Here is a 19,390-nt window from a genome sequence, read left to right as displayed (position 1 = left end):
TGTCTGCAAATTCTGAAAGAGACCGCTCCGTTTTTTTTGATTTCATTGGATAGCGCAATCCAAAGCCGGCGATCACAAGTCGCCGCATCACCGCTCACCGCCGAACCACAGAGCAGCGCCACAGGCTGCCAAACCAGGAGACATCCATGACGACACCCGGCCACAAGACCCTCATCCACCTCGCGGCGCTGGCCGCCTGCGCCGGCCTGGCCCTGTCGGCCCAGGCGCAGACAGCCGATGCCACCCCGCCAGCTGCCGAAGCCCAGCCAGACGCCGCCAGCAGCGGCTCCAACGTGCTGAACACGGTGGTGGTGTCGGGCTCGCGCATCTCTGCGCGCGGCTTCACCCAGCCCACGCCGACGACGCGCATGGTGGCCGCCGACCTGGAAAAGGTCGCCAAGCCCAACCTCTTCAACGCGCTGGCCGAACTGCCCGCGCTGCAAGGCAGCACCGGCCGCACCACCAGCACCAACAGCACCAGCAGCGGCATCCAGGGTCTGAGCTCGCTGAGCCTGCGCGGCCTCGGCCCCATCCGCACGCTGACGCTGCTGGACGGCCAGCGCGTCGTTGGCGCCAACGTCACGGGCGTGACCGACGTGAGCCAGTTCCCGCAGCTGCTCGTCAAGCAGGTGGACGTGGTGACCGGCGGTGCGTCGGCGTCCTACGGTTCGGACGCCGTCGGCGGCGTGGTGAACTTCATCACCGACAAGCGCTTCACCGGCTTCAAGGCCAATGTCGAAGCCGGCCAGACCAACTACCACGATGACAAGAACGCCACGCTCCAGGCCGCCTGGGGCAGCGGCTTCCTGGACGGCCGCGCCCACCTGACGGCCAGTGCCGAGTACAGCCGCGAAAAGGGCGTGCCCTCCCCTCGCTTCGGCGGCGCGGGTGCCAACGGCCGCGACTGGTTCAAGAACCCGGCCTTCCAGGTGCGCCCCATCGGCCAGACCACCGACGGCAAGCCGCAGTACACCTTCATCGAGAACGCGCAGCAGTTCCAGTACGCCAAGTACGGCCTCATCACCAACGGCCCGCTGCAGGGCACGGCCTTCGGCAAGGACGGCGTGCCCTTCAAGTTCAACTACGGCTCCAACGGTGTGCCCACGGGCACCGGTGCCGTGACGGGCTGCGTCACGCCTTTCTGCGTGGGCGGCGACCTGGCCGGCACGGTGGGCGGCGGCACGACGCTGGGCATGAACATGGAGCGCCAGGTGGCCTACACGCGCGGCAGCTACGAGCTGAGCGACGACCACGAGCTGTTCTTCACCTTCAACTACGGCAAGGTCGACTCGCGCTTCACGCCCAACCCCGGCGCGGCCAAGAACGACAACCTCACCATCCAGTGCGACAACCCCTTCGTGCCCGCCTCCATCCAGGCGCTGTGCGTGACCAACAACATCACCAGCTTCAAGTACGGCACGTCCAACGCCGTGTTCCCCAAGGACATCGAGGTGAACCCGGTGCGCACCCAGGCGCGCTTGGTGCTGGGTGCCAACGGCAAGTTCGACGCCTTCGGCAAAGCCTGGACCTATGACGCCTACGCGGCGCACGGCCAGAACACCATCGACATCAGCGTGGCGAACATGTCGCTCAACGCCCGCTACAACGCCGCCATCGACGCCATCCGCGGGCCTAACAACACCATCATCTGCCGCAACCCGGCGGCCGTGGCGGCGGGCTGCGTGCCGCTGAACATCATTGGCGACGTGCCGGCCAACCCGGCGGCCATGGCTTACATCGAGCCCGCCAACGGCCCGCACCAGCACTCGCGCCAGCGCCAGTCCGTCGCCAGCTTCGCCATCAACGGCGAGCCCTTCTCGCTGTGGGCCGGCCCGGTGGCCGTGGCCTTTGGTGCCGAAGCGCGCAGGGAGCAGTACTACGTCAAGGGCGACCCCTACGGCAACGGCGTGTCAGCCGCCAGCCCCAACACGCCCGAGTACCCGGCCGACCCGCTGCTCAACACCAGCATCGGCAACAACTGGTATGCCGGCAACTATCACAACGCCGAGGGCGGCTACAACGTGAAGGAAGGCTTCCTCGAGCTGAATGTGCCGCTGTTCAAGTCGGAGAGCCTGGGCGAAGCCAACTTCAACGTCGCGGGCCGCCACACGCGCTACAGCACCTCGGGCGGCGTCAACGCCTGGAAGGCCGGCACCACCTGGAAGACCGCCATCGACGGCCTGCGCCTGCGCGCCGTCACCTCGCAGGACGTGCGCGCGCCCAACCTCAGCGAGCTCTTCGCGGCACCCCTGGTCGTCAACAACACCGTCAACTACCAGGGCACGACGCTGACCGTTCAGCAGCGCACCATCGGCAACACCAACCTGCGCCCCGAGATCGCGCGCAACACTACCTTCGGCATCGTGCTGGCCCAGCCGAAGTGGGCACCCGGCTTCAGCGCTTCCATCGACTACTTCGACATCAAGGTCAAGGACGTCATCTCCTCGCTCAACGCACAGCAGGAGGTGGACCTCTGTGTGGCCGGCAACCAGGAGATCTGCGCGGCGATGGACCTCACCAGCGCGACCAAGTTCGTGACGCTGCAGGCCTTCAATCTCGCCTCCATGCGCAACAAGGGCTTCGACCTGGAAGGCGTCTACCGGTTCAACCTGAATGGCCTGGGCCTGCCAGGCAACCTCACGCTGCGCGGCCTGGCCACGCACACCAACACCTTCGTGACCAACTCGGGCGTGGTCGGCACCATCCCGAGCGAGGCGGCCGGCGTGAACCTCGGCAATACGCCGAAGTGGAAGGGCCAGTTCTCGCAGTCGTGGGACACCGATGCCGCCAGCTTCACGGTCTCGCAGCGCTGGATCAGCAAGGGCGTCTACAGCAACGAGTACATCGAGTGCCAGACCAACTGCCCGACCTCCACCGTCGTCCACCCGACCATCCTGAACAACCAGATGAAGGGCGCCTTCTACTGGGACATCGGCGGCTCGTACAAGGTCTCGAAGAACCTGTCGGTTTACTTCAAGATCGATAACCTGACGGACGTTGACCCCGTGGCCGCGCCGCAGACAGGCACGGGCTACGGCATCAACCCCTTCTTGTACGACGTGCTGGGCCGCCAGTACCGCGTGGGAGCTCGAGTGGCTTTCTGAGCCCCTCGTCCCCCGAGGGGACGGCGATGCTTGCGGCATTGAGCCGCAAGCACATCGCCAGGCGGGCCGGCTTGGGAGCGGCCCGGCGCTCGGCCCGCAAGGCTCAAATGCGCGTTGTCAGCCCGCCTGCATGCGGCCGACGACGTCGCGGACCTCGGCCAGCAGCGCGGGCACGTCGATGGTGGTCGGCTGGCGCTCCTTGAGCACCTGCCGGCCACCCACCCACACGTTGCTGACCTGCTCGCGGCCAGCCACGTAGACGAGCTGGGCGGCGGCGTTGTAGACCGGCTGGCACTCGATGTTGTCCAGCGACACGGCCACGACGTCGGCCAGCTTGCCAACTTCCAGCGAGCCGAGGTCATCGGCGCGGCCCATGGCCTTGGCGGCGCGGATGGTGGCCATCTCCAGCGCCGTGCGTGCCGTGGCTACGGTTGGGTCGCCGGTGATGCCCTTGGCCAGCAGGGCAGCCGAGCGGATCTCGCCGAACATGTCCAGGCGGTTGTTGGACGCGGCGCCGTCGGTGCCGAGGATGGTGTTGACGCCAGCGGCTTCCAGAGCCTTCAGCGGCATCACGCCCGAGGCCAGCTTGAGGTTGGAGTTGGGGTTGTGCACCAGGTGCACGCCCTTCTTCGCCATCAGCTCGATCTCGGCCTCGTTCAGGTGAACCATGTGCACGGCGATCATGCGTTCGTTGAACAGGCCCAGCTTGTCCAGCCGCTCGATCGGGCGCACGCCGTGCGCCTTGATGCCATCGCTAACCTCGCCCGCCGTCTCGTGGATGTGGCAGTGCATCTGGATGTCCAGCTTCTCGGCGAGGTCGCGCAGCTTGATGAAGGTCTCGTCCGACACCGTGTAGGGCGCGTGCGGCGCGCTGGTCCAGTCCAGCAGCTTCTCGCCCTTGTACTGCTCGTAGGCGGCGATGCCCTTGGCGATGTAGTCGTCCGGGCCGCTCGCGTAGCCGGTCGGGAAGTCGATGACGTTCATCGACACGGCAGCACGCACGCCCGAATCCACGGCGGCACGGGCCATCGCGGTCGGGAAGAAGTACATGTCGTTGATGTACGTCGTGCCGCTGCGCAGGCCTTCGGCGGCCGCGAGCTTGGAGCCGAGATACGTCCACTCTTCGCTGACCCAGCGCTTCTCCAGCGGCCAGATGTGGTTCTGCAGCCAGTCCATCAGCGGCACGTCGTCGGCCACGCCGCGCAGCAGCGTCATGGCCGAGTGCGCATGGCCGTTGATGAGGCCGGGGATCAGGATCTGCTCGGGCAGTTCGACGCGCTCGGCTTGCGGGTACTGGGCCAGCAGATCGGCACGCGGGCCCACAGCGGCAATGCGCTCGCCGTCGATCAGCAGCGCATGGTTGTCGAGCACGCCTTCGCCGGACTTCATCGTCAGGAGCCAACGGGGCAGCAGCAGGGTCTGGGTCATCTTGTTCTCCTTGTGGGATTCAGTTCGATTCGGCGAGCAGTTGCTCGACTTCGGCGCGGCGCGGCATCGCATCCTGCACGCCGGCACGCGACACGGCGAGCGCCGCGGCGGCCTGGGCGAAGGCGAGCGCCTTCTCAATGGGCTGGCCTTCGGCCAGCGCGGTGATGAGTGCACCGACGAGGGTATCGCCAGCGCCGACGGTATCGACAGCCTTCACCTTGCGGGCCGGCACGCGGCGGGTGCCTTCGGCATCGACCCAGCACAGGCCTTCGGCGCCGAGCGACACGAGCACGGCCGCCGGTCCCTTGGCGCGCAGAGCCTGGGCCAGCGCCTCCGGTTCGGCCGCACCGCCACCCAGCGTCGTGACCAGGGCCTGGGCTTCAAGCTCATTGACGACGAGCAGATCGACGAGGGGCAAGAGCGCCTCGCAGCCCGCGCGGAAGGGCGCGGCGTTCAGGACGGTCTTCACGCCAGCCGCACGGGCACGCTCGAAGGCACGGGCAATGCTCTGCAGCGGAAGCTCCTGCTGGGCCACCAGCCAGCGCAGGCCAACCAGGTTCAGCGCCTCGACCTGCTCGAGCGGCAGCGTGCCGTTGGAGCCGGCGACGGTGACGATCTGGTTCTCGGCGTCCTCGGCGCCGACGACGATGAGCGCAACGCCGGGCACCTCGTTGGCCGGCTGGGCAATGGCAGTCGTATCCACGCCCTCGCCTTTCAGCTGCTCCACCATGCCCGCGCCGTTCTCCAGCAAGCCGACACGGGCAGCCAGAGCCACCCGAGCACCCAGCCGCGCCGCTGCCACCGCCTGGTTGGCGCCCTTGCCGCCCAGGCAGGACCCAAACCGCTGGCCGCGCAACGTCTCACCCGGCAGGGGTAGCCGGGGCGCATGCACGATGAGGTCGCGGTTGACGCTGCCGAGGACGAGGATCTCAGGTGCGGACATCAGGTCTCCGAAATGAAAGAACCCCTCGGGGGAAACCGAGGGGTTCGCGTGAAGCGTGAGCCGATCAGCCGACCATCAACGTTGAGCGATGGGCTTGACGTCGCGCGGCGTGGCGCCGACGAAGAGCTGGCGCGGGCGGCCGATCTTGTACTCGGGGTCGCCGATCATCTCATTGAGCTGGGCGATCCAGCCGACCGTGCGGGCCAGCGCGAAGATGGCGGTGAACAGCGGCACCGGGATGCCGATGGCGCGCTGCACGATGCCCGAGTAGAAGTCGACGTTCGGGTAGAGCTTGCGGGCGACGAAGTACTCGTCTTCCAGCGCGATCTTTTCGAGCTTCATGGCCAGTTCGAACAGCGGGTCGTTTTCCAGGCCCAGTTCGCTCAGCACTTCGTGGCAGGTCTCGCGCATCAGCTTGGCGCGCGGGTCGTAGTTCTTGTAGACACGGTGACCGAAACCCATCAGCTTGACGCCGGAGTTCTTGTCCTTGACCTTGTTGACGAACTCGCCGATGCGGGCGACGCCGCCCTGCTTCTGGATGTCGCCCAGCATGTTCAGCGCCGCCTCGTTGGCGCCGCCGTGAGCGGGGCCCCACAGGCAGGCCACGCCGGCTGCGATGGCCGCGAACGGGTTGGTGCCCGACGAACCGCACAGGCGCACGGTGGAGGTGGAGGCGTTCTGCTCGTGGTCGGCGTGCAGCGTGAAGATGCGGTCCATCGCACGCACCAGCACCGGGTTGGGCTCGTAGCCCTCGCACGGCGTGGCGAACATCATGCGCATGAAGTTGCCGGCGTAGCTGAGATCGTTCTTCGGGTAGATGTACGGCTGGCCGATGGTGTACTTGTAGGCCATGGCCACGAGCGTGGGCATCTTGGCGATCAGGCGGATCGCCGCGATCTCGCGGTGCTCGGGGTTATTGATGTCGGTGCTGTCGTGATAGAAGGCCGACAGGGCACTGACCAGGCCCGTCATGACGGCCATCGGGTGGGCGTCACGGCGGAAGCCGCGCAGGAAGAACTGCATCTGCTCGTTGACCATGGTGTGGTGCATCACACGGTCTTCGAAGTTGGCCTTCTGCGTCTCGTTGGGCAGCTCTCCGTACAGCAGCAGGTAGCAGGTCTCGAGGTAGTCGCAGTTCACCGCGAGCTGGTCGATGGGGTAGCCGCGGTACAGCAGCTCGCCCTTGTCGCCGTCGATGTAGGTGATGGTCGAGTTGCACGACGCCGTCGACAGGAAGCCGGGGTCGTACGTGAACTTGCCGGTCTGTGCGTAGAGCTTGCGGATGTCGATGACATCCGGGCCGATGCTGCCCTTGTACAGGGGCAGGTCCATCGAGGGGCTGCCGTCGGAGAACGACAGGGTGGCTTTCACGTCGGACGGGGTCATGGTGCAGTCCTTTGAGGCTTTGAAAAACTGGTTCAGGTGCGCAGTTCGGCGAGCACGCCACGCACGGCAGTGGTGTCGATTTCACCACTGGGCTCTTTGCGGCGCAGTAACAGGTCGAGAAGGTCGTTGTCGGCCAGGTCCATCAGCGCAGTCAGGCCGTCAGCATGGCTGACGCTGATGCCCTCTGGATGACGATTGAAGAAGCGCTCGATGAGCAGATCGTTCTCGAGCAGGCCCCGACGGCAGCGCCAGCGCAGCTTGGACAGCGCGCGTTCGTCGATCATTTCAGCGATTGGGGCCTCTACTGCTTCAGCCATTCGTCAGACCGCGCGGCGGACCATCAATTCCTTGATCTTGCCGATGGCCTTCGTGGGGTTCAGGCCCTTGGGGCAGACGTCCACGCAGTTCATGATGGTGTGGCAGCGGAACAGGCGGTACGGGTCTTCGAGGTTGTCCAGGCGCTCGGCGGTGGCTTCGTCGCGGCTGTCGGCGATGAAGCGGTAGGCCTGCAGCAGACCGGCCGGGCCGACGAACTTGTCCGGGTTCCACCAGAAGCTCGGGCAGCTCGTGGAGCAGCTCGCGCACAGGATGCATTCGTACAGGCCGTTGAGCTCGTCACGCTCCTCGGGCGACTGCAGCCGCTCGGTCTCGGGCGGGATGTTGTCGTTGACGAGGTACGGCTTGATCGAGTGGTACTGCTTGAAGAACTGCGTCATGTCGACGATCAGGTCGCGCACGACGGGCAGCCCCGGCAGCGGCTTGAGCACGATCACGCCGGGCAGCGTGCGCATGTTCGTCAGGCAGGCCAGGCCGTTCTTACCGTTGATGTTCATCGCGTCCGAGCCGCAGACGCCTTCGCGGCAGGAGCGGCGGAAGGACAGGCTGGGGTCGACGGCCTTGAGCTTGTTCAAGGCGTCCAGCAGCATGCGCTCGGAGCCGTCCAGCTCGACCTCGAGGGTCTGCATGTAGGGCTTGGCGTCCTTGTCCGGGTCGTAGCGGTAAATCTGGAAGGTGCGCTTCATAAATCAGTTCCTAGTCAGTTGGGGACAGAGCTACTCGCTTCGCTCGGGCGGTCTGTCCCGCAAATTCATCAGACGGTCAGAAGGTGCGAACCTTGGGCGGAATCGAATCAACGGTCAGCGGCTTGAGGTTGACCGGCTTGTAGTCCAGGCGGTTGCCTTCGGAGTACCACAGCGTGTGCTTCATCCACTGCTCGTCGTTGCGGCCGTTCGGGTGAGCCGGCGTGTCGCCGTAGTCGTTCACCGTGTGGGCGCCGCGGCTCTCGGTGCGGGCTGCCGCCGAGACGATGGTGGCTTGCGCCGCCTCGATCAGGTTCTCCACTTCCAGCGCCTCGATGCGCGCGGTGTTGAAGACCTTGGACTTGTCCTTCAGCGTGATGTTCTTGACGCGCTCGGCAATCGCAGCAACCTGGCTCACACCTTCGTTGAGCATGGCCTGGGTGCGGAACACACCGGCGTGCTGCTGCATCGCGGCGCGCAGGTCGTTGGCCACGTCCTGGGCGTATTCGCCGCTGGTGCTGTTGTCCAGGCGCGCCAGGCGGGCCAGCGAGCGGTCCGCCGCGTCGGCGGGCAGTGCCTTGTGCGACTGCTTGCCCAGGTCTGCAGCCACCAGGTGGTTGCCGGCCGCGCGGCCGAACACCAGCAGGTCGAGCAGCGAGTTGGTGCCCAGGCGGTTGGCGCCGTGCACGCTGACGCAGGCGCATTCGCCGACGGCGTACAGGCCCTTGATGATCTCGTTCGGGTTGCCGTCCTTGGGCGCCACCACCTGGCCGTGGATGTTGGTGGGGATGCCACCCATCTGGTAGTGGATGGTCGGCACCACAGGGATCGGTTCCTTGGTGATGTCGACGTTGGCGAAGTTGTGGCCAATCTCCAGCACCGACGGCAGGCGCTTGGCGATGGTGTCGCCACCCAGGTGGGTCATGTCGAGGTTGATGTAGTCCTTGTTCGGACCACAGCCTCGGCCTTCCTTGATCTCCTGGTCCATGCAGCGGGACACGAAGTCGCGCGGCGCCAGGTCCTTCAGCGTGGGCGCGTAGCGCTCCATGAAGCGCTCGCCATTGGCATTGCGCAGGATGGCGCCTTCACCGCGGCAGCCTTCGGTCAGCAGCACGCCGGCGTTGTGCACGCCGGTCGGGTGGAACTGCCAGAACTCCATGTCTTCCAGCGGGATGCCGGCACGCGCCGCCATGCCCAGGCCGTCACCGGTGTTGATGAAGGCGTTGGTGCTGGCGGCAAAGATGCGGCCAGCGCCGCCGGTAGCCAGCAACACAGTCTTGCCTTGCAGGATGTGGACCTCGCCGGTCTCCATCTCAAGGGCTGTCACGCCCACCACGTCGCCTTCGGCGTCGCGGATCAGGTCCAGCGCCATCCATTCGACGAAGAACTGCGTGCGTGCCTTGACGTTCTGCTGATACAGCGTGTGCAGCATCGCGTGGCCGGTGCGGTCGGCCGCGGCGCAGGCGCGCTGCACGGGCTTCTCGCCGTAGTTGGCCGTGTGGCCGCCGAACGGGCGCTGGTAGATGGTGCCGTCGGCATTGCGGTCGAACGGCATGCCGAAGTGCTCAAGCTCGTAGACGACCTTGGGCGCTTCGCGGCACATGAACTCGATGGCGTCCTGGTCGCCCAGCCAGTCCGAGCCCTTGACGGTGTCGAAGAAGTGGTAGTGCCAGTTGTCCTCGGACATGTTGCCCAGGGATGCGCCGATGCCACCTTGGGCAGCGACGGTGTGCGAACGGGTCGGGAAGACCTTGGACAGCACGGCCACGTTCAGGCCGGCCAGCGCCAGCTGCAGCGAGGCGCGCATGCCGGAGCCACCGGCCCCGACGATCACCACATCAAACTTTCGGGTCGAAAGCGCCGCCATCAAAGTCTCCACAAAACCTGGATCGCCCAGCCGGCGCAACCCAACAACCAAACGATGGTGAACACCTGCAGCGCGAGGCGCACGCCAACGGGCTTCACATAGTCCATCCAGATGTCACGCATGCCGACCCAGGCGTGATACGCCAGGGACAGGATGGTCACGAAGGTCAGCAGCTTCATCCACTGCTGCGAAAAGATCGCCGCCCAGCGGTCGTAGCCCAGCGCGCCAGGCATCAGCACCTGGGCCAGCAGCACGACGGTGAACAGCGCCATCAGCACGGCGGTAACGCGCTGCGCGAGCCAGTCGCGCAGGCCGTAATGCGCACCAACCACGATGCGCTTGGAGCCGAAAGTACTCATTGTTGTTGTCCTCAGTACACGCCGAACAGCTTCGCGCCCAGCAGCAGCGTCAGCGCAACGCCGAGAACCAGCGTGACGAGCGCCGAGTTGTGGCCCTGGGCCTTGCTGACGCTGTGCGTCGCGTCCATCCACAGGTGGCGAACGCCGGCGATGAAGTGGTGCAGGTAGGACCAGATCAGGCCCAGCGCCACCAGCTTGACGAACCAGCCGGGGATGCCAGCCACGCCCGCGACGAAGACGTTCGTGAAGGCTTCGAAAGAGATTTCGGAGCTCAGGCTGCTGTCCAGCATCCACATCACGAAGGGCAACAACAGGAACATCACCAGACCGCTGACGCGGTGCAGGATGGACACGATGCCGGCCGGCGGGAGGCGGTAGCTGACGATCTGCGTGACGTGAATATTGGTATAGACCGGTCTTTTCTTGACGCTGTCCGTCATGGTCGTGCCCGTAATCAATGTGAAACCGAAAGATTCTAGGGCCAAGAACTGCGCTGGCCTTCGCGGTTGCTGCACTGCGGCATTGTCAGTTTCAGTTCAACTCATTGCGGTAGTGGTCAGCATCCGTGTGGTAGAGGCCGCGGCGCAATTCGACCGGTCGGTCGCCATAGGTGTAGGCAACGCGCTCGACACTGAGCAGAGGGGCCCCGTCGGCAACGCCGAGCAGTTCGGCAGCCTCGGCGCGGGCCGCGACAGCGCGCAGCTTCTCTTCGGCGCGCACCATGTGCACTTGGTAGCGCTCCTCGAACAGCGCGTAGAGGGTGCCGGGATAGGCGTTGATGACCTCGCTGTTCAGCCCTCGGAAATGCCGCTCCGGCAGCCAGAGGTCGTCGAGCACGACGGCCCGGCCACGGCGCAGCAGCAAGCGCCTGACCTCGATGACGGGCTCGGCCGTGCGCAGGTGCAGGGCCCGCGCCGTCTCGGCGGTGGCGCGGGCGCGCCGGCAATGCAGCAGCTCGCGGGTGAAGCCGGTGGCGCCGTCGTCGGCCACCAAACGCAGGAAGCGGTAGGCATCGCGCGGTGCCGTGTGCGTCGCGACGAAGGTGCCGGCACCCTGGCGACGCTCGACGACATGAGCCGCCGCCAGCTCGTCCATCGCCTTTCTGACCGTGCCCGCGCTGGCATGAAAGCGTTCGGCCAGCGCCGCCTCGCTGGGCAGGGCGTCGCCCGGCCGCCACTCGCCGGCAGCCAGCGCGGCAACGATCAACTGGCGAATTTGCTCGTACAGCGGGGCGGGTGACTTGGGCATACGCACATTGCAGCACAGGGTATGCCCGTACACTTGACTGGATTCGCCTTCCGATTTTTTAACTGTCCCTCGGAGACCTCCATGAGCAAGAAACCCGTTCGCGTCGCCGTCACCGGCGCTGCCGGCCAGATTGGCTACGCACTGCTGTTCCGCATCGCCTCCGGCGAAATGCTGGGCAAGGACCAGCCCGTCATCCTGCAGCTGCTGGAGATCCCCGACGAGAAGGCCCAGAACGCGCTGAAGGGCGTGATCATGGAACTGGAAGACTGCGCCTTCCCGCTGCTGGCCGGCATCGAAGCCCACAGCGACCCGATGACCGCCTTCAAGGACACCGACTACGCACTGCTCGTCGGCTCGCGTCCGCGTGGCCCGGGCATGGAACGCGCCGAGCTGCTGTCGATCAACGGCGCCATCTTCACGACGCAAGGCAAGGCCCTCAACGCCGTGGCTTCGCGCAACGTCAAGGTGCTGGTGGTGGGCAACCCGGCCAACACCAACGCCTACATCGCGATGAAGTCGGCGCCTGACCTGCCGGCCAAGAACTTCACCGCCATGCTGCGCCTGGACCACAACCGCGCTGCCAGCCAACTGGCTGCCAAGACCGGCAAGGCCGTGGCTGCCATCGAGAAGCTGGCTGTGTGGGGCAACCACTCGCCCACGATGTATGCCGACTACCGCAATGCCACCATCGACGGCCAGAGCGTCAAGGCGCTGATCAACGACGAAGAGTGGAACCGCAACACCTTCCTGCCCACCGTCGGCAAGCGCGGCGCGGCCATCATTGCCGCTCGTGGCCTGTCGTCGGCTGCCTCGGCTGCCAACGCCGCCATCGACCACATGCGCGACTGGGCCCTGGGCACCAACGGCAAGTGGGTCACGATGGGCATCCCCTCGGGCGGCGAATACGGCATCCCGAAGGAAGTCATGTTCGGCTACCCGGTCACCTGCGAAGGTGGCGAGTACAAGATCGTTGAAGGCATTGCCATCGACGAGTTCTCGCAGGAGTGCATCAACAAGACCCTGAAGGAACTGACGGACGAGCAGGACGGCGTGAAGCACCTGCTGTAAACCTTCCGCTTCAGAAACGACAAAGGCCTCCCTCGGGAGGCCTTTTTCATTGAACGACTGCCGCTCAGCGCGTGGCAGGCAGGCGGAAGGTCGACACGGTCTCCACCAGCTGCTGCGCCTGCACCTTGAGGCCATCGGCTGCGGCGGCCATCTCCTCGACCATCGCCGCGTTCTGCTGCGTGGCCTGGTCCATCTGCGTGACAGCGGTGCCGACCTGCGACACGCCCGCGCTCTGCTCGGCGCTGGACGAGCTGATCTCGCCCATGATGTCGGTCACGCGCTGGATGCTGCTGACGACACGGTCCATGGTCGCACCGGCCTGGTCGACCAGCGTGTTGCCGCGGTCCACCCGCTCCAGGCTCTGCGCGATCAGCGTCTTGATCTCGCGGGCGGCCTCGGCGCTGCGGCCGGCCAGCAGCCGCACCTCACCGGCCACGACCGCAAAGCCCCGGCCCTGCTCGCCTGCCCGTGCGGCCTCGACAGCAGCATTCAGCGCCAGGATGTTGGTCTGGAACGCGATGCCGTCGATGACCGAGATGATGTCGCCGATGCGGCGTGAGCTGTCGTTGATGCCCTTCATCGTGTCGACGACCTGCTTGACGACCTGGCCGCCCTCGGCCGCCACATGGGAAGCGTTCTGCGCCAGCTGGTTGGCCTGCTGGGCGTTGTCGACGTTGTTGCGCACGGTGGCGCCCAGCTCGTCCATGGACGCCGCCGTTTGCTGCAGCGCGCTGGCCTGGCTTTCAGTGCGGGCGCTCAGGTCCTGGTTGCCAGAGGCGATCTCCGAGCTGGCGTTCGCCACCGACTCCGAGCCATCGCGCACCTGCTGCACGATGCTGGCCATGCTGTCGCGCATGGCCTTCACGCCCTGCATGACGCTCTCGTGGCTGCTGCCCCTCAGGTCGATGTCGACGCTGAGGTCACCCTCGGCCAACTGCCGCGTGATCTCGTTGACGCGGGCGGGCTCGCCGCCCAGCTGGCGCGTGATGCTGCGCGTGATGGCCAGGCCCAGCACCAGCAGCACACCCGCCAGCACCAGCACGCCCAAGCCCACCTTCCAGACGCGCTGCCAGATGGCGGCGTCGACGGTGTCCACATAGACGCCCGAGCCGATGATCCAGCCCCAGGGCGTAAAGCCCTTCACATACGACACCTTGGGCACCGGCTGCTCGCTGCCCGGCTTGGGCCAGAGATAGGGCAAGTAGCCCGCACCGTTGGCCTTGACGATGTCGACCATCGCGACAAAGAGGGGCTTGCCGGTCGGGTCCTTGTTGTTGTTCAGCGTCTTGCCTTCCAGATCCGGCTTCATGGGATGCATCACCATGATCGGGCTCATGTCATTGATCCAGAAGTACTCGCTGCCGCTGTAGCGCAGGCTGCGCACGGCGGCCATCGCCGCCTTCTTGGCGTCCTCGTCGGACAGCTTGCCGGTGGCCACCTGGGCATGGATTTGCGCGACGACGCCGTGCGCCGTCTCGACCGCCTGTCGCACGGCCTGCTGTCGCTCGTTCAGGATCAGCTCCCGCTCCGAGAACAACAGGATGGCTGCCACCAGCAGCACACCGAGGACGGCGCCGAAGGTCTGCAAGGCCAGGCGGCGGGAAACCCTGAGCGACTCGAGCTTGAGCATGGCTTTGTCTCCTGAGATCGTTATGCGCGGATGCTGTCACGCCTGGGTCAGATATGACAGTACGTAAGCACCCTTGTGACCCCGCAAACGTCGCGATTCCGCGACCGGCGTCACATCTGGCGCAGCGCCGGGCCTGGGTACAGTGGCGCGATGAGCGCCCTCCTCCACCCTCGCCAGGCCCTGTTCGGCCATGAAGCCACGCGGCCCGCGCTGCCCGTCGTCGACCACTACTGCGGCGTCGAGGCCCGCATGCGCAAGAGCCTGGCCCTGCAAGCCGAGCTCGGCCCCGTCTTCGACATCACGCTGGACGCAGAGGACGGCGCCCCGGTCGGCGGCGAGGCCGAACACGCGCTGCTGATCGCCGAGCTGGCCACCAGCGCGGCCAACCGCTTCGGGCGCGTGGGCGCACGCGTCCACCCCTGGGGCCACGCCGCCTTCGAGGCCGACGTGGACACGCTGATCGCCAAGGCCGGCCAGCGCCTGGCCTACCTGATGATCCCCAAGCCCGAGAGTGCCGACGACGTGGACCGCGCCGCCGCCGCCATCGATGCCGCCTGCGAGCGCCACGGGGCTCCGAAGCTGCCGCTGCAGGTGCTCATCGAAACCCACGGCGCGCTGCGCGAGGTGTTCCGCATCGCTGCCCACCCGCGCATCGAGTCACTGTCCTTCGGCCTGATGGACTTCGTCTCCGCCCACGGTGGCGCCATCCCCAAGGCGGCGATGGAGCTGCCGGGCCAGTTCGAGCACCCGCTGGTCGTACGCGCCAAGCTGGAAATCGCCGCCGCGGCGCACGCCTTTGGCAAGACGCCTTCGCACTGCGTGGTCACGGAGTTCCGCGACAGCGAACGGCTGGCCGCCGCCGCCCGCCGCGCCGCGCGGGACTTTGGCTACACCCGCATGTGGAGCATCCACCCCGACCAGATCCGCCCCATCGTCGAGGCCTTCGCGCCGGCGGCAGACGAGATCGCGGAAGCCGCCGAGCTGCTGCTCGCCGCGCAGGCCGCGCAATGGGCGCCCATCTCCTTTCGTGATCGATTGCACGACCGCGCCAGCTACCGCTATTTCTGGACCGTGCTGGAGCGCGCCGAGCGCACCGGCCGCGCATTGCCGGCCGAGGCCAGGCAGGCGTTTTTCCCAGTAGCCATCGGGTAAATCACGAGCCGGTGTGCGATTTTTCGCACCGGACAATGCCTACATCTGCTCACTGCGGCGCGACCGTTTCGAGGCCATCATGCGCCGCCTCATTTCATTCTTCTCACCCCCCTACGCCCGATGCAGTTCTCCCCGCTCCGCCTCAGCGCCGCTGCCCTGATCCTCTGCGCCGCCCTCCCCGCGCTGGCCCAGACGCCCCCTCCCAAGCCCGCCGCGGCCAAGCCGGCTGCAGCCAAACCGGCTGCCAAGCCCCTGCCCGCCAAGAAGACGCCGCCCCCGCCGCCTGAGCCGGTGTTGACCGACGCCGACGAAACGCAGCTGGCCGCCGCCGAACGCGCCTACCTCGGCGACTACGCCTGCGAGTTCAAGGAGACCGTGCACATCGACAAGCACCCCAAGGTGGCCGGCTACATCAACGTGGGCTGGAAGAAACAGCTCATCACGATGAAGCCCGTGCTGTCGTCCACCGGCGCGCTGCGCCTGGAAGACGTGACCGGCCGCACGCTGATGATCCAGATCGCCAACAAGTCCATGCTGCTGGATACGAAGATCGGCCAGCGTCTGCTGGACGACTGCGTCCACCCCGAGCAGGAAAAGCTGATGGCCGCCGCCAAGGCCGCCAAGATCGCCGACCCCGAGGCCGAAGCCGCTGAGGCGGCACGCAGCGGCCTGGGCATCACGCCCACAGCGGCCGAAACACCCGCCGCGCCCCCGGTGGCGGCGAAATCGGCCAAACCAGCCAAGTCCAAGTGAGTCATCTCGGTTGAAACCCTGGGCTCAGGTATGTAGAATGAATACATACTTTCTGATGCATACCTGAGTCGCCACCTCCGTGGCGCTCAGCCGCTGGAGGCGCCATGGAAGCCACCGTTGCCGAACGTGGGCAGATCACTCTGCCCAAAGCCGTCCGAGACGCCCTCGGCTTGACCAAGGGCACCACGCTCAAGGTCGAGCTGGACGGTGGCCGCATCATCCTGCGCAAGAACGTCGACGACGCGCTGTCCAAGCTGCGCGGCCGCTTCAAGCTGGCCGAAGGCTTCACCAGCACCGACGAGGCCCTGCGCGCCCTGCGCGGCCGCGCACCCGGCGATCCTTACCCTCAGCCAGCCCCGAGCGACGAGGAATGATCGCTGTCGATTCCTCGGTACTCGTCGACGTGCTGACCGGCGACGCCCGGTATGGCGACGCCTCCGCCGAAGCGCTGGCCCTGGCCTTGAGCCAGGGTGAAGTCGTCCTGTGCGACGCCGTGGCCGCCGAGGTCCAAACCTTGCTAGACACCCGCGAGACCGTCATGGACTCGCTGAAGGAGTTCGGCTTGCGTTTCGACCCCGTCCTGGAGGCCGCCGCGGTGCGCGCCGGCCACATGCAGCGCCGCTACCGCGACCGAGGTGGCGCACGCCAGCGTGTCGTTGCAGACTTCCTCATCGGCGCTCATGCGCTCTTGCAATGCCAGGCCCTCATCACCCGCGATGACGGCTTCTTTCGCGACTATTTCAAAGGCTTGCGGCTGATCGTGCCCAAAGCCCAACACTGACCTGCACCACGGAGAACCCCCCATGCTTGCCGCCTACCGCCAACACGCTTCTGAGCGCGCCGCCCTCGGCATTCCGCCCCTGCCCCTGGAAGCCAAGCAGGTCGCCGAACTGATCGAGCTGATCAAGAACCCGCCGGCCGGTGAAGATGCCTTCCTGCTGGACCTGCTGACCCACCGCGTGCCCCCAGGCGTGGACGATGCCGCCAAGGTCAAGGCCTCGTTCCTGGCCGCCGTGGCGCACGGCGACATCGCTGTCGGCCTCATCTCCAAGGCCAAGGCCACCGAGCTGCTGGGCACCATGGTGGGCGGCTACAACGTGCATCCGCTGATCGAGCTGCTGGATGACGCCGAAGTCGCCAGCGTCGCCGCCGCCGGCCTGAAGAAGACGCTGTTGATGTTCGACTTCTTCAACGACGTGGCCGACAAGGCCAAGGCCGGCAACGCCCAGGCCAAGGACGTGATGCAGAGCTGGGCCAACGCCGAGTGGTTCACGTCGCGCCCTGAAGTCGAAAAGAAGATCACCGTCACCGTCTTCAAGGTGCCCGGCGAGACCAACACCGACGACCTCTCTCCCGCCCCCGACGCCTGGAGCCGCCCGGACATTCCGCTGCATTACCTGGCGATGCTGAAGAACACCCGCCCGGACGCGGCCTTCAAGCCCGAGGAAGACGGCAAGCGCGGCCCGATGCAGTTCATCGAGGACCTGAAGAAGAAGGGCCACCTGGTTGCCTACGTGGGCGACGTGGTCGGCACCGGCTCCTCGCGCAAGTCCGCCACCAACAGCGTCATCTGGGCCACGGGCCAGGACATCCCCTTCGTGCCGAACAAGCGCTTCGGTGGCGTCACGCTGGGCGGCAAGATCGCGCCGATCTTCTTCAACACGCAGGAAGACTCGGGCTCGCTGCCCATCGAAGTGGACGTGTCCAAGCTGGAAATGGGCGACGTCATCGACGTGCTGCCCTATGAAGGCAAGCTGGTGAAGAACGGCGAGACCGTCGTCGAGTTCAAGCTCAAGAGCGATGTGCTCTTCGACGAAGTGCGCGCCGGCGGCCGCATCAACCTCATCATCGGCCGCTCGCTGACCGCCAAGGCGCGTGAGTTCCTGGGCCTGCCCGCCTCCACACTGTTCCGCCTGCCTTCGGCCCCCGCCGAGACCAAGGCCGGCTTCACGCTGGCGCAGAAGATGGTCGGCCGTGCCGTCGGCCTGCCCGAGGGCCAAGGCGTGCGCCCCGGCACCTACTGCGAACCCAAGATGACCACGGTCGGTTCGCAAGACACCACCGGCCCGATGACCCGCGACGAGCTGAAGGACCTGGCCTGCCTGGGCTTCTCGGCCGACTTGGTCATGCAGTCCTTCTGCCACACCGCGGCATACCCGAAGCCCGTGGACGTCAAGACCCACCGCGAGCTGCCCGCCTTCATCAGCAACCGCGGCGGCGTGGCCCTTCGCCCGGGTGACGGCGTCATCCACAGCTGGCTGAACCGCCTGCTGCTGCCCGACACGGTCGGCACCGGTGGCGACTCGCACACCCGTTTCCCCATCGGCATCAGCTTCCCCGCAGGCTCCGGCCTGGTGGCCTTCGGCGCTGCCACCGGCGTGATGCCGCTGGACATGCCTGAATCCGTGCTGGTGCGCTTCAAGGGCGAAATGCAGCCGGGCGTGACGCTGCGCGACCTGGTGCACGCGATCCCGCTGTACGCCATCAAGGCCGGTCTGCTGACGGTTGCCAAGGCCGGCAAGAAGAACGCTTTCTCGGGCCGCATTCTCGAGATCGAAGGCCTGCCGGACCTGAAGGTCGAGCAAGCGTTTGAACTGAGCGACGCGTCCGCCGAGCGCTCGGCCGCCGGCTGCACGATCAAGCTGAACCCCGCGCCGATCAAGGAATACCTCACCAGCAACGTCGTGCTGATGAAGAACATGATCGCCGACGGCTATGCCGACGCCAAGACGCTGCAGCGCCGCATCGAGAAGGTTGAAGCCTGGCTGGCCAACCCCGAGCTGCTGGAAGCCGACAAGGACGCCGAGTACGCTCACGTCATCGAGATCGATCTGGCCGACATCAAGGAACCCATCCTCTGCTGCCCCAACGATCCGGACGACGCCAAGACGCTGTCCGAAGTCGCCGGCACCAAGATCGATGAAGCCTTCATCGGCTCGTGCATGACCAACATCGGTCACTTCCGCGCCGCAGCCAAGCTGCTGGGCGGCCAGCGCGACATCCCGGTCAAGCTGTGGGTCGCCCCGCCGACCAAGATGGACCAGAGCGAGCTGATCAAGGAAGGCCATTACGCCGCCTTCGGCACGGCCGGTGCGCGCACCGAAATGCCGGGCTGCAGCCTGTGCATGGGCAACCAGGCCCAGGTGCGTGAAGGCGCGACCGTGGTGTCCACGTCCACCCGCAACTTCCCCAACCGCCTGGGCAAGAACACCAACGTGTTCCTGGCCTCGGCCGAGCTGGCGGCAATTGCCTCGAAGCTGGGCCACATCCCCTCGGTGCAGGAATACCACGAGGCGATGGGCGTCGTGAACAAGGACGGTGCCTCGATCTACAAGTACCTGAACTTCGACCAGATCGAAGAGTACGCAGACACGGCCAAGGCAGTCGCGGCCTGAACCTGAAGGCTTCCAAAGCCAGCCCGCCGCGCGCAAGC

17 protein-coding genes are annotated in these 19,390 nt (G+C 66.3%); 7 read left to right on the top strand and 10 right to left on the bottom strand.

What is annotated here, in order from left to right; all coding sequences use genetic code 11:
- The first annotated feature begins 146 nt into the window (after positions 1–146).
- On the top strand, positions 147–3,104 hold the full coding sequence (locus tag AC07V5_RS22490) for a TonB-dependent receptor plug domain-containing protein (protein ID WP_495117933.1): 2,958 nt from the start codon (positions 147–149) through the stop codon (positions 3,102–3,104).
- Between the two features lie 117 nt (positions 3,105–3,221).
- Here the strand turns inward: AC07V5_RS22490 and AC07V5_RS22485 are convergent, their stop codons facing one another.
- The 9 genes from AC07V5_RS22485 to AC07V5_RS22445 all read right to left on the bottom strand — a co-directional run bounded on the left by AC07V5_RS22485 (position 3,222) and on the right by AC07V5_RS22445 (position 11,354).
- The gene (locus AC07V5_RS22485) at positions 3,222–4,532 is read right to left on the bottom strand and encodes a TRZ/ATZ family hydrolase (protein ID WP_495117932.1); all 1,311 of its coding nucleotides are present in this window, start codon (positions 4,530–4,532) and stop codon (positions 3,222–3,224) included.
- Between the two features lie 19 nt (positions 4,533–4,551).
- The gene (locus tag AC07V5_RS22480) at positions 4,552–5,475 is read right to left on the bottom strand and encodes a ribokinase (protein ID WP_495117931.1); all 924 of its coding nucleotides are present in this window, start codon (positions 5,473–5,475) and stop codon (positions 4,552–4,554) included.
- Positions 5,476–5,550: 75 nt separating this feature from the next.
- Positions 5,551–6,861 carry a citrate synthase gene (gene gltA / locus AC07V5_RS22475; protein WP_495117930.1) on the bottom strand — a complete coding sequence of 437 codons (1,311 nt, stop codon included), beginning with the start codon at positions 6,859–6,861 and terminating at the stop codon, positions 5,551–5,553.
- Between the two features lie 32 nt (positions 6,862–6,893).
- Positions 6,894–7,178, bottom strand: coding sequence for an FAD assembly factor SdhE (locus AC07V5_RS22470; protein ID WP_495117929.1), 285 nt, complete (start codon positions 7,176–7,178; stop codon positions 6,894–6,896).
- Positions 7,179–7,181: 3 nt separating this feature from the next.
- Entirely contained in the window at positions 7,182–7,883 is a 702-nt protein-coding gene (locus AC07V5_RS22465; RefSeq protein ID WP_495117928.1) for a succinate dehydrogenase iron-sulfur subunit, read from the bottom strand.
- Between the two features lie 76 nt (positions 7,884–7,959).
- Positions 7,960–9,747 (bottom strand): succinate dehydrogenase flavoprotein subunit, encoded by a 1,788-nt coding sequence (gene sdhA / locus AC07V5_RS22460; protein WP_495117927.1) that lies wholly within the window; start codon positions 9,745–9,747, stop codon positions 7,960–7,962.
- On the bottom strand, positions 9,747–10,106 hold the full coding sequence (gene sdhD / locus AC07V5_RS22455; protein ID WP_495117926.1) for a succinate dehydrogenase, hydrophobic membrane anchor protein: 360 nt from the start codon (positions 10,104–10,106) through the stop codon (positions 9,747–9,749). The genes sdhA and sdhD overlap by 1 nt, the downstream gene beginning before the upstream one ends.
- Positions 10,107–10,117: 11 nt before the next feature.
- Entirely contained in the window at positions 10,118–10,546 is a 429-nt protein-coding gene (gene sdhC, locus AC07V5_RS22450; RefSeq protein ID WP_495117925.1) for a succinate dehydrogenase, cytochrome b556 subunit, read from the bottom strand.
- A 91-nt stretch (positions 10,547–10,637) separates the two neighbouring features.
- Entirely contained in the window at positions 10,638–11,354 is a 717-nt protein-coding gene (locus tag AC07V5_RS22445; protein ID WP_495117924.1) for a GntR family transcriptional regulator, read from the bottom strand.
- Between the two features lie 81 nt (positions 11,355–11,435).
- Between AC07V5_RS22445 and AC07V5_RS22440 the strand changes: the two genes are divergently transcribed.
- Positions 11,436–12,422, top strand: a complete 987-nt coding sequence (locus AC07V5_RS22440; protein ID WP_495117923.1) for a malate dehydrogenase — start codon at positions 11,436–11,438, stop codon at positions 12,420–12,422.
- Positions 12,423–12,486: 64 nt separating this feature from the next.
- Here the strand turns inward: AC07V5_RS22440 and AC07V5_RS22435 are convergent, their stop codons facing one another.
- Entirely contained in the window at positions 12,487–14,052 is a 1,566-nt protein-coding gene (locus AC07V5_RS22435) for a methyl-accepting chemotaxis protein (RefSeq protein WP_495117922.1), read from the bottom strand.
- A 150-nt stretch (positions 14,053–14,202) separates the two neighbouring features.
- Here AC07V5_RS22435 and AC07V5_RS22430 point away from each other — a divergent pair, with 150 nt between their 5' ends.
- The 5 genes from AC07V5_RS22430 to acnB all read left to right on the top strand — a co-directional run bounded on the left by AC07V5_RS22430 (position 14,203) and on the right by acnB (position 19,352).
- Positions 14,203–15,204 (top strand): HpcH/HpaI aldolase/citrate lyase family protein, encoded by a 1,002-nt coding sequence (locus AC07V5_RS22430; protein ID WP_495117921.1) that lies wholly within the window; start codon positions 14,203–14,205, stop codon positions 15,202–15,204.
- Positions 15,205–15,324: 120 nt separating this feature from the next.
- The gene (locus AC07V5_RS22425; RefSeq protein ID WP_495117920.1) at positions 15,325–15,957 is read left to right on the top strand and encodes a hypothetical protein; all 633 of its coding nucleotides are present in this window, start codon (positions 15,325–15,327) and stop codon (positions 15,955–15,957) included.
- 104 nt (positions 15,958–16,061) lie between these two features.
- Complete coding sequence (locus AC07V5_RS22420) at positions 16,062–16,331, top strand: AbrB/MazE/SpoVT family DNA-binding domain-containing protein (protein WP_495117919.1); 270 nt, start codon at positions 16,062–16,064, stop codon at positions 16,329–16,331.
- On the top strand, positions 16,328–16,738 hold the full coding sequence (locus AC07V5_RS22415; protein WP_495117918.1) for a type II toxin-antitoxin system VapC family toxin: 411 nt from the start codon (positions 16,328–16,330) through the stop codon (positions 16,736–16,738). The genes AC07V5_RS22420 and AC07V5_RS22415 overlap by 4 nt, the downstream gene beginning before the upstream one ends.
- 22 nt (positions 16,739–16,760) lie before the next feature.
- Positions 16,761–19,352, top strand: a complete 2,592-nt coding sequence (gene acnB / locus AC07V5_RS22410) for a bifunctional aconitate hydratase 2/2-methylisocitrate dehydratase (RefSeq protein ID WP_495117917.1) — start codon at positions 16,761–16,763, stop codon at positions 19,350–19,352.
- Positions 19,353–19,390: the final 38 nt, after the last annotated feature.

The sequence above is a fragment of the Roseateles sp. GW821-FHT02E12 genome (assembly GCF_059421665.1).
The sequence above is the reverse complement of the archived record's forward strand: the minus strand, read 5'-3'. Positions and strand labels throughout refer to the sequence as shown.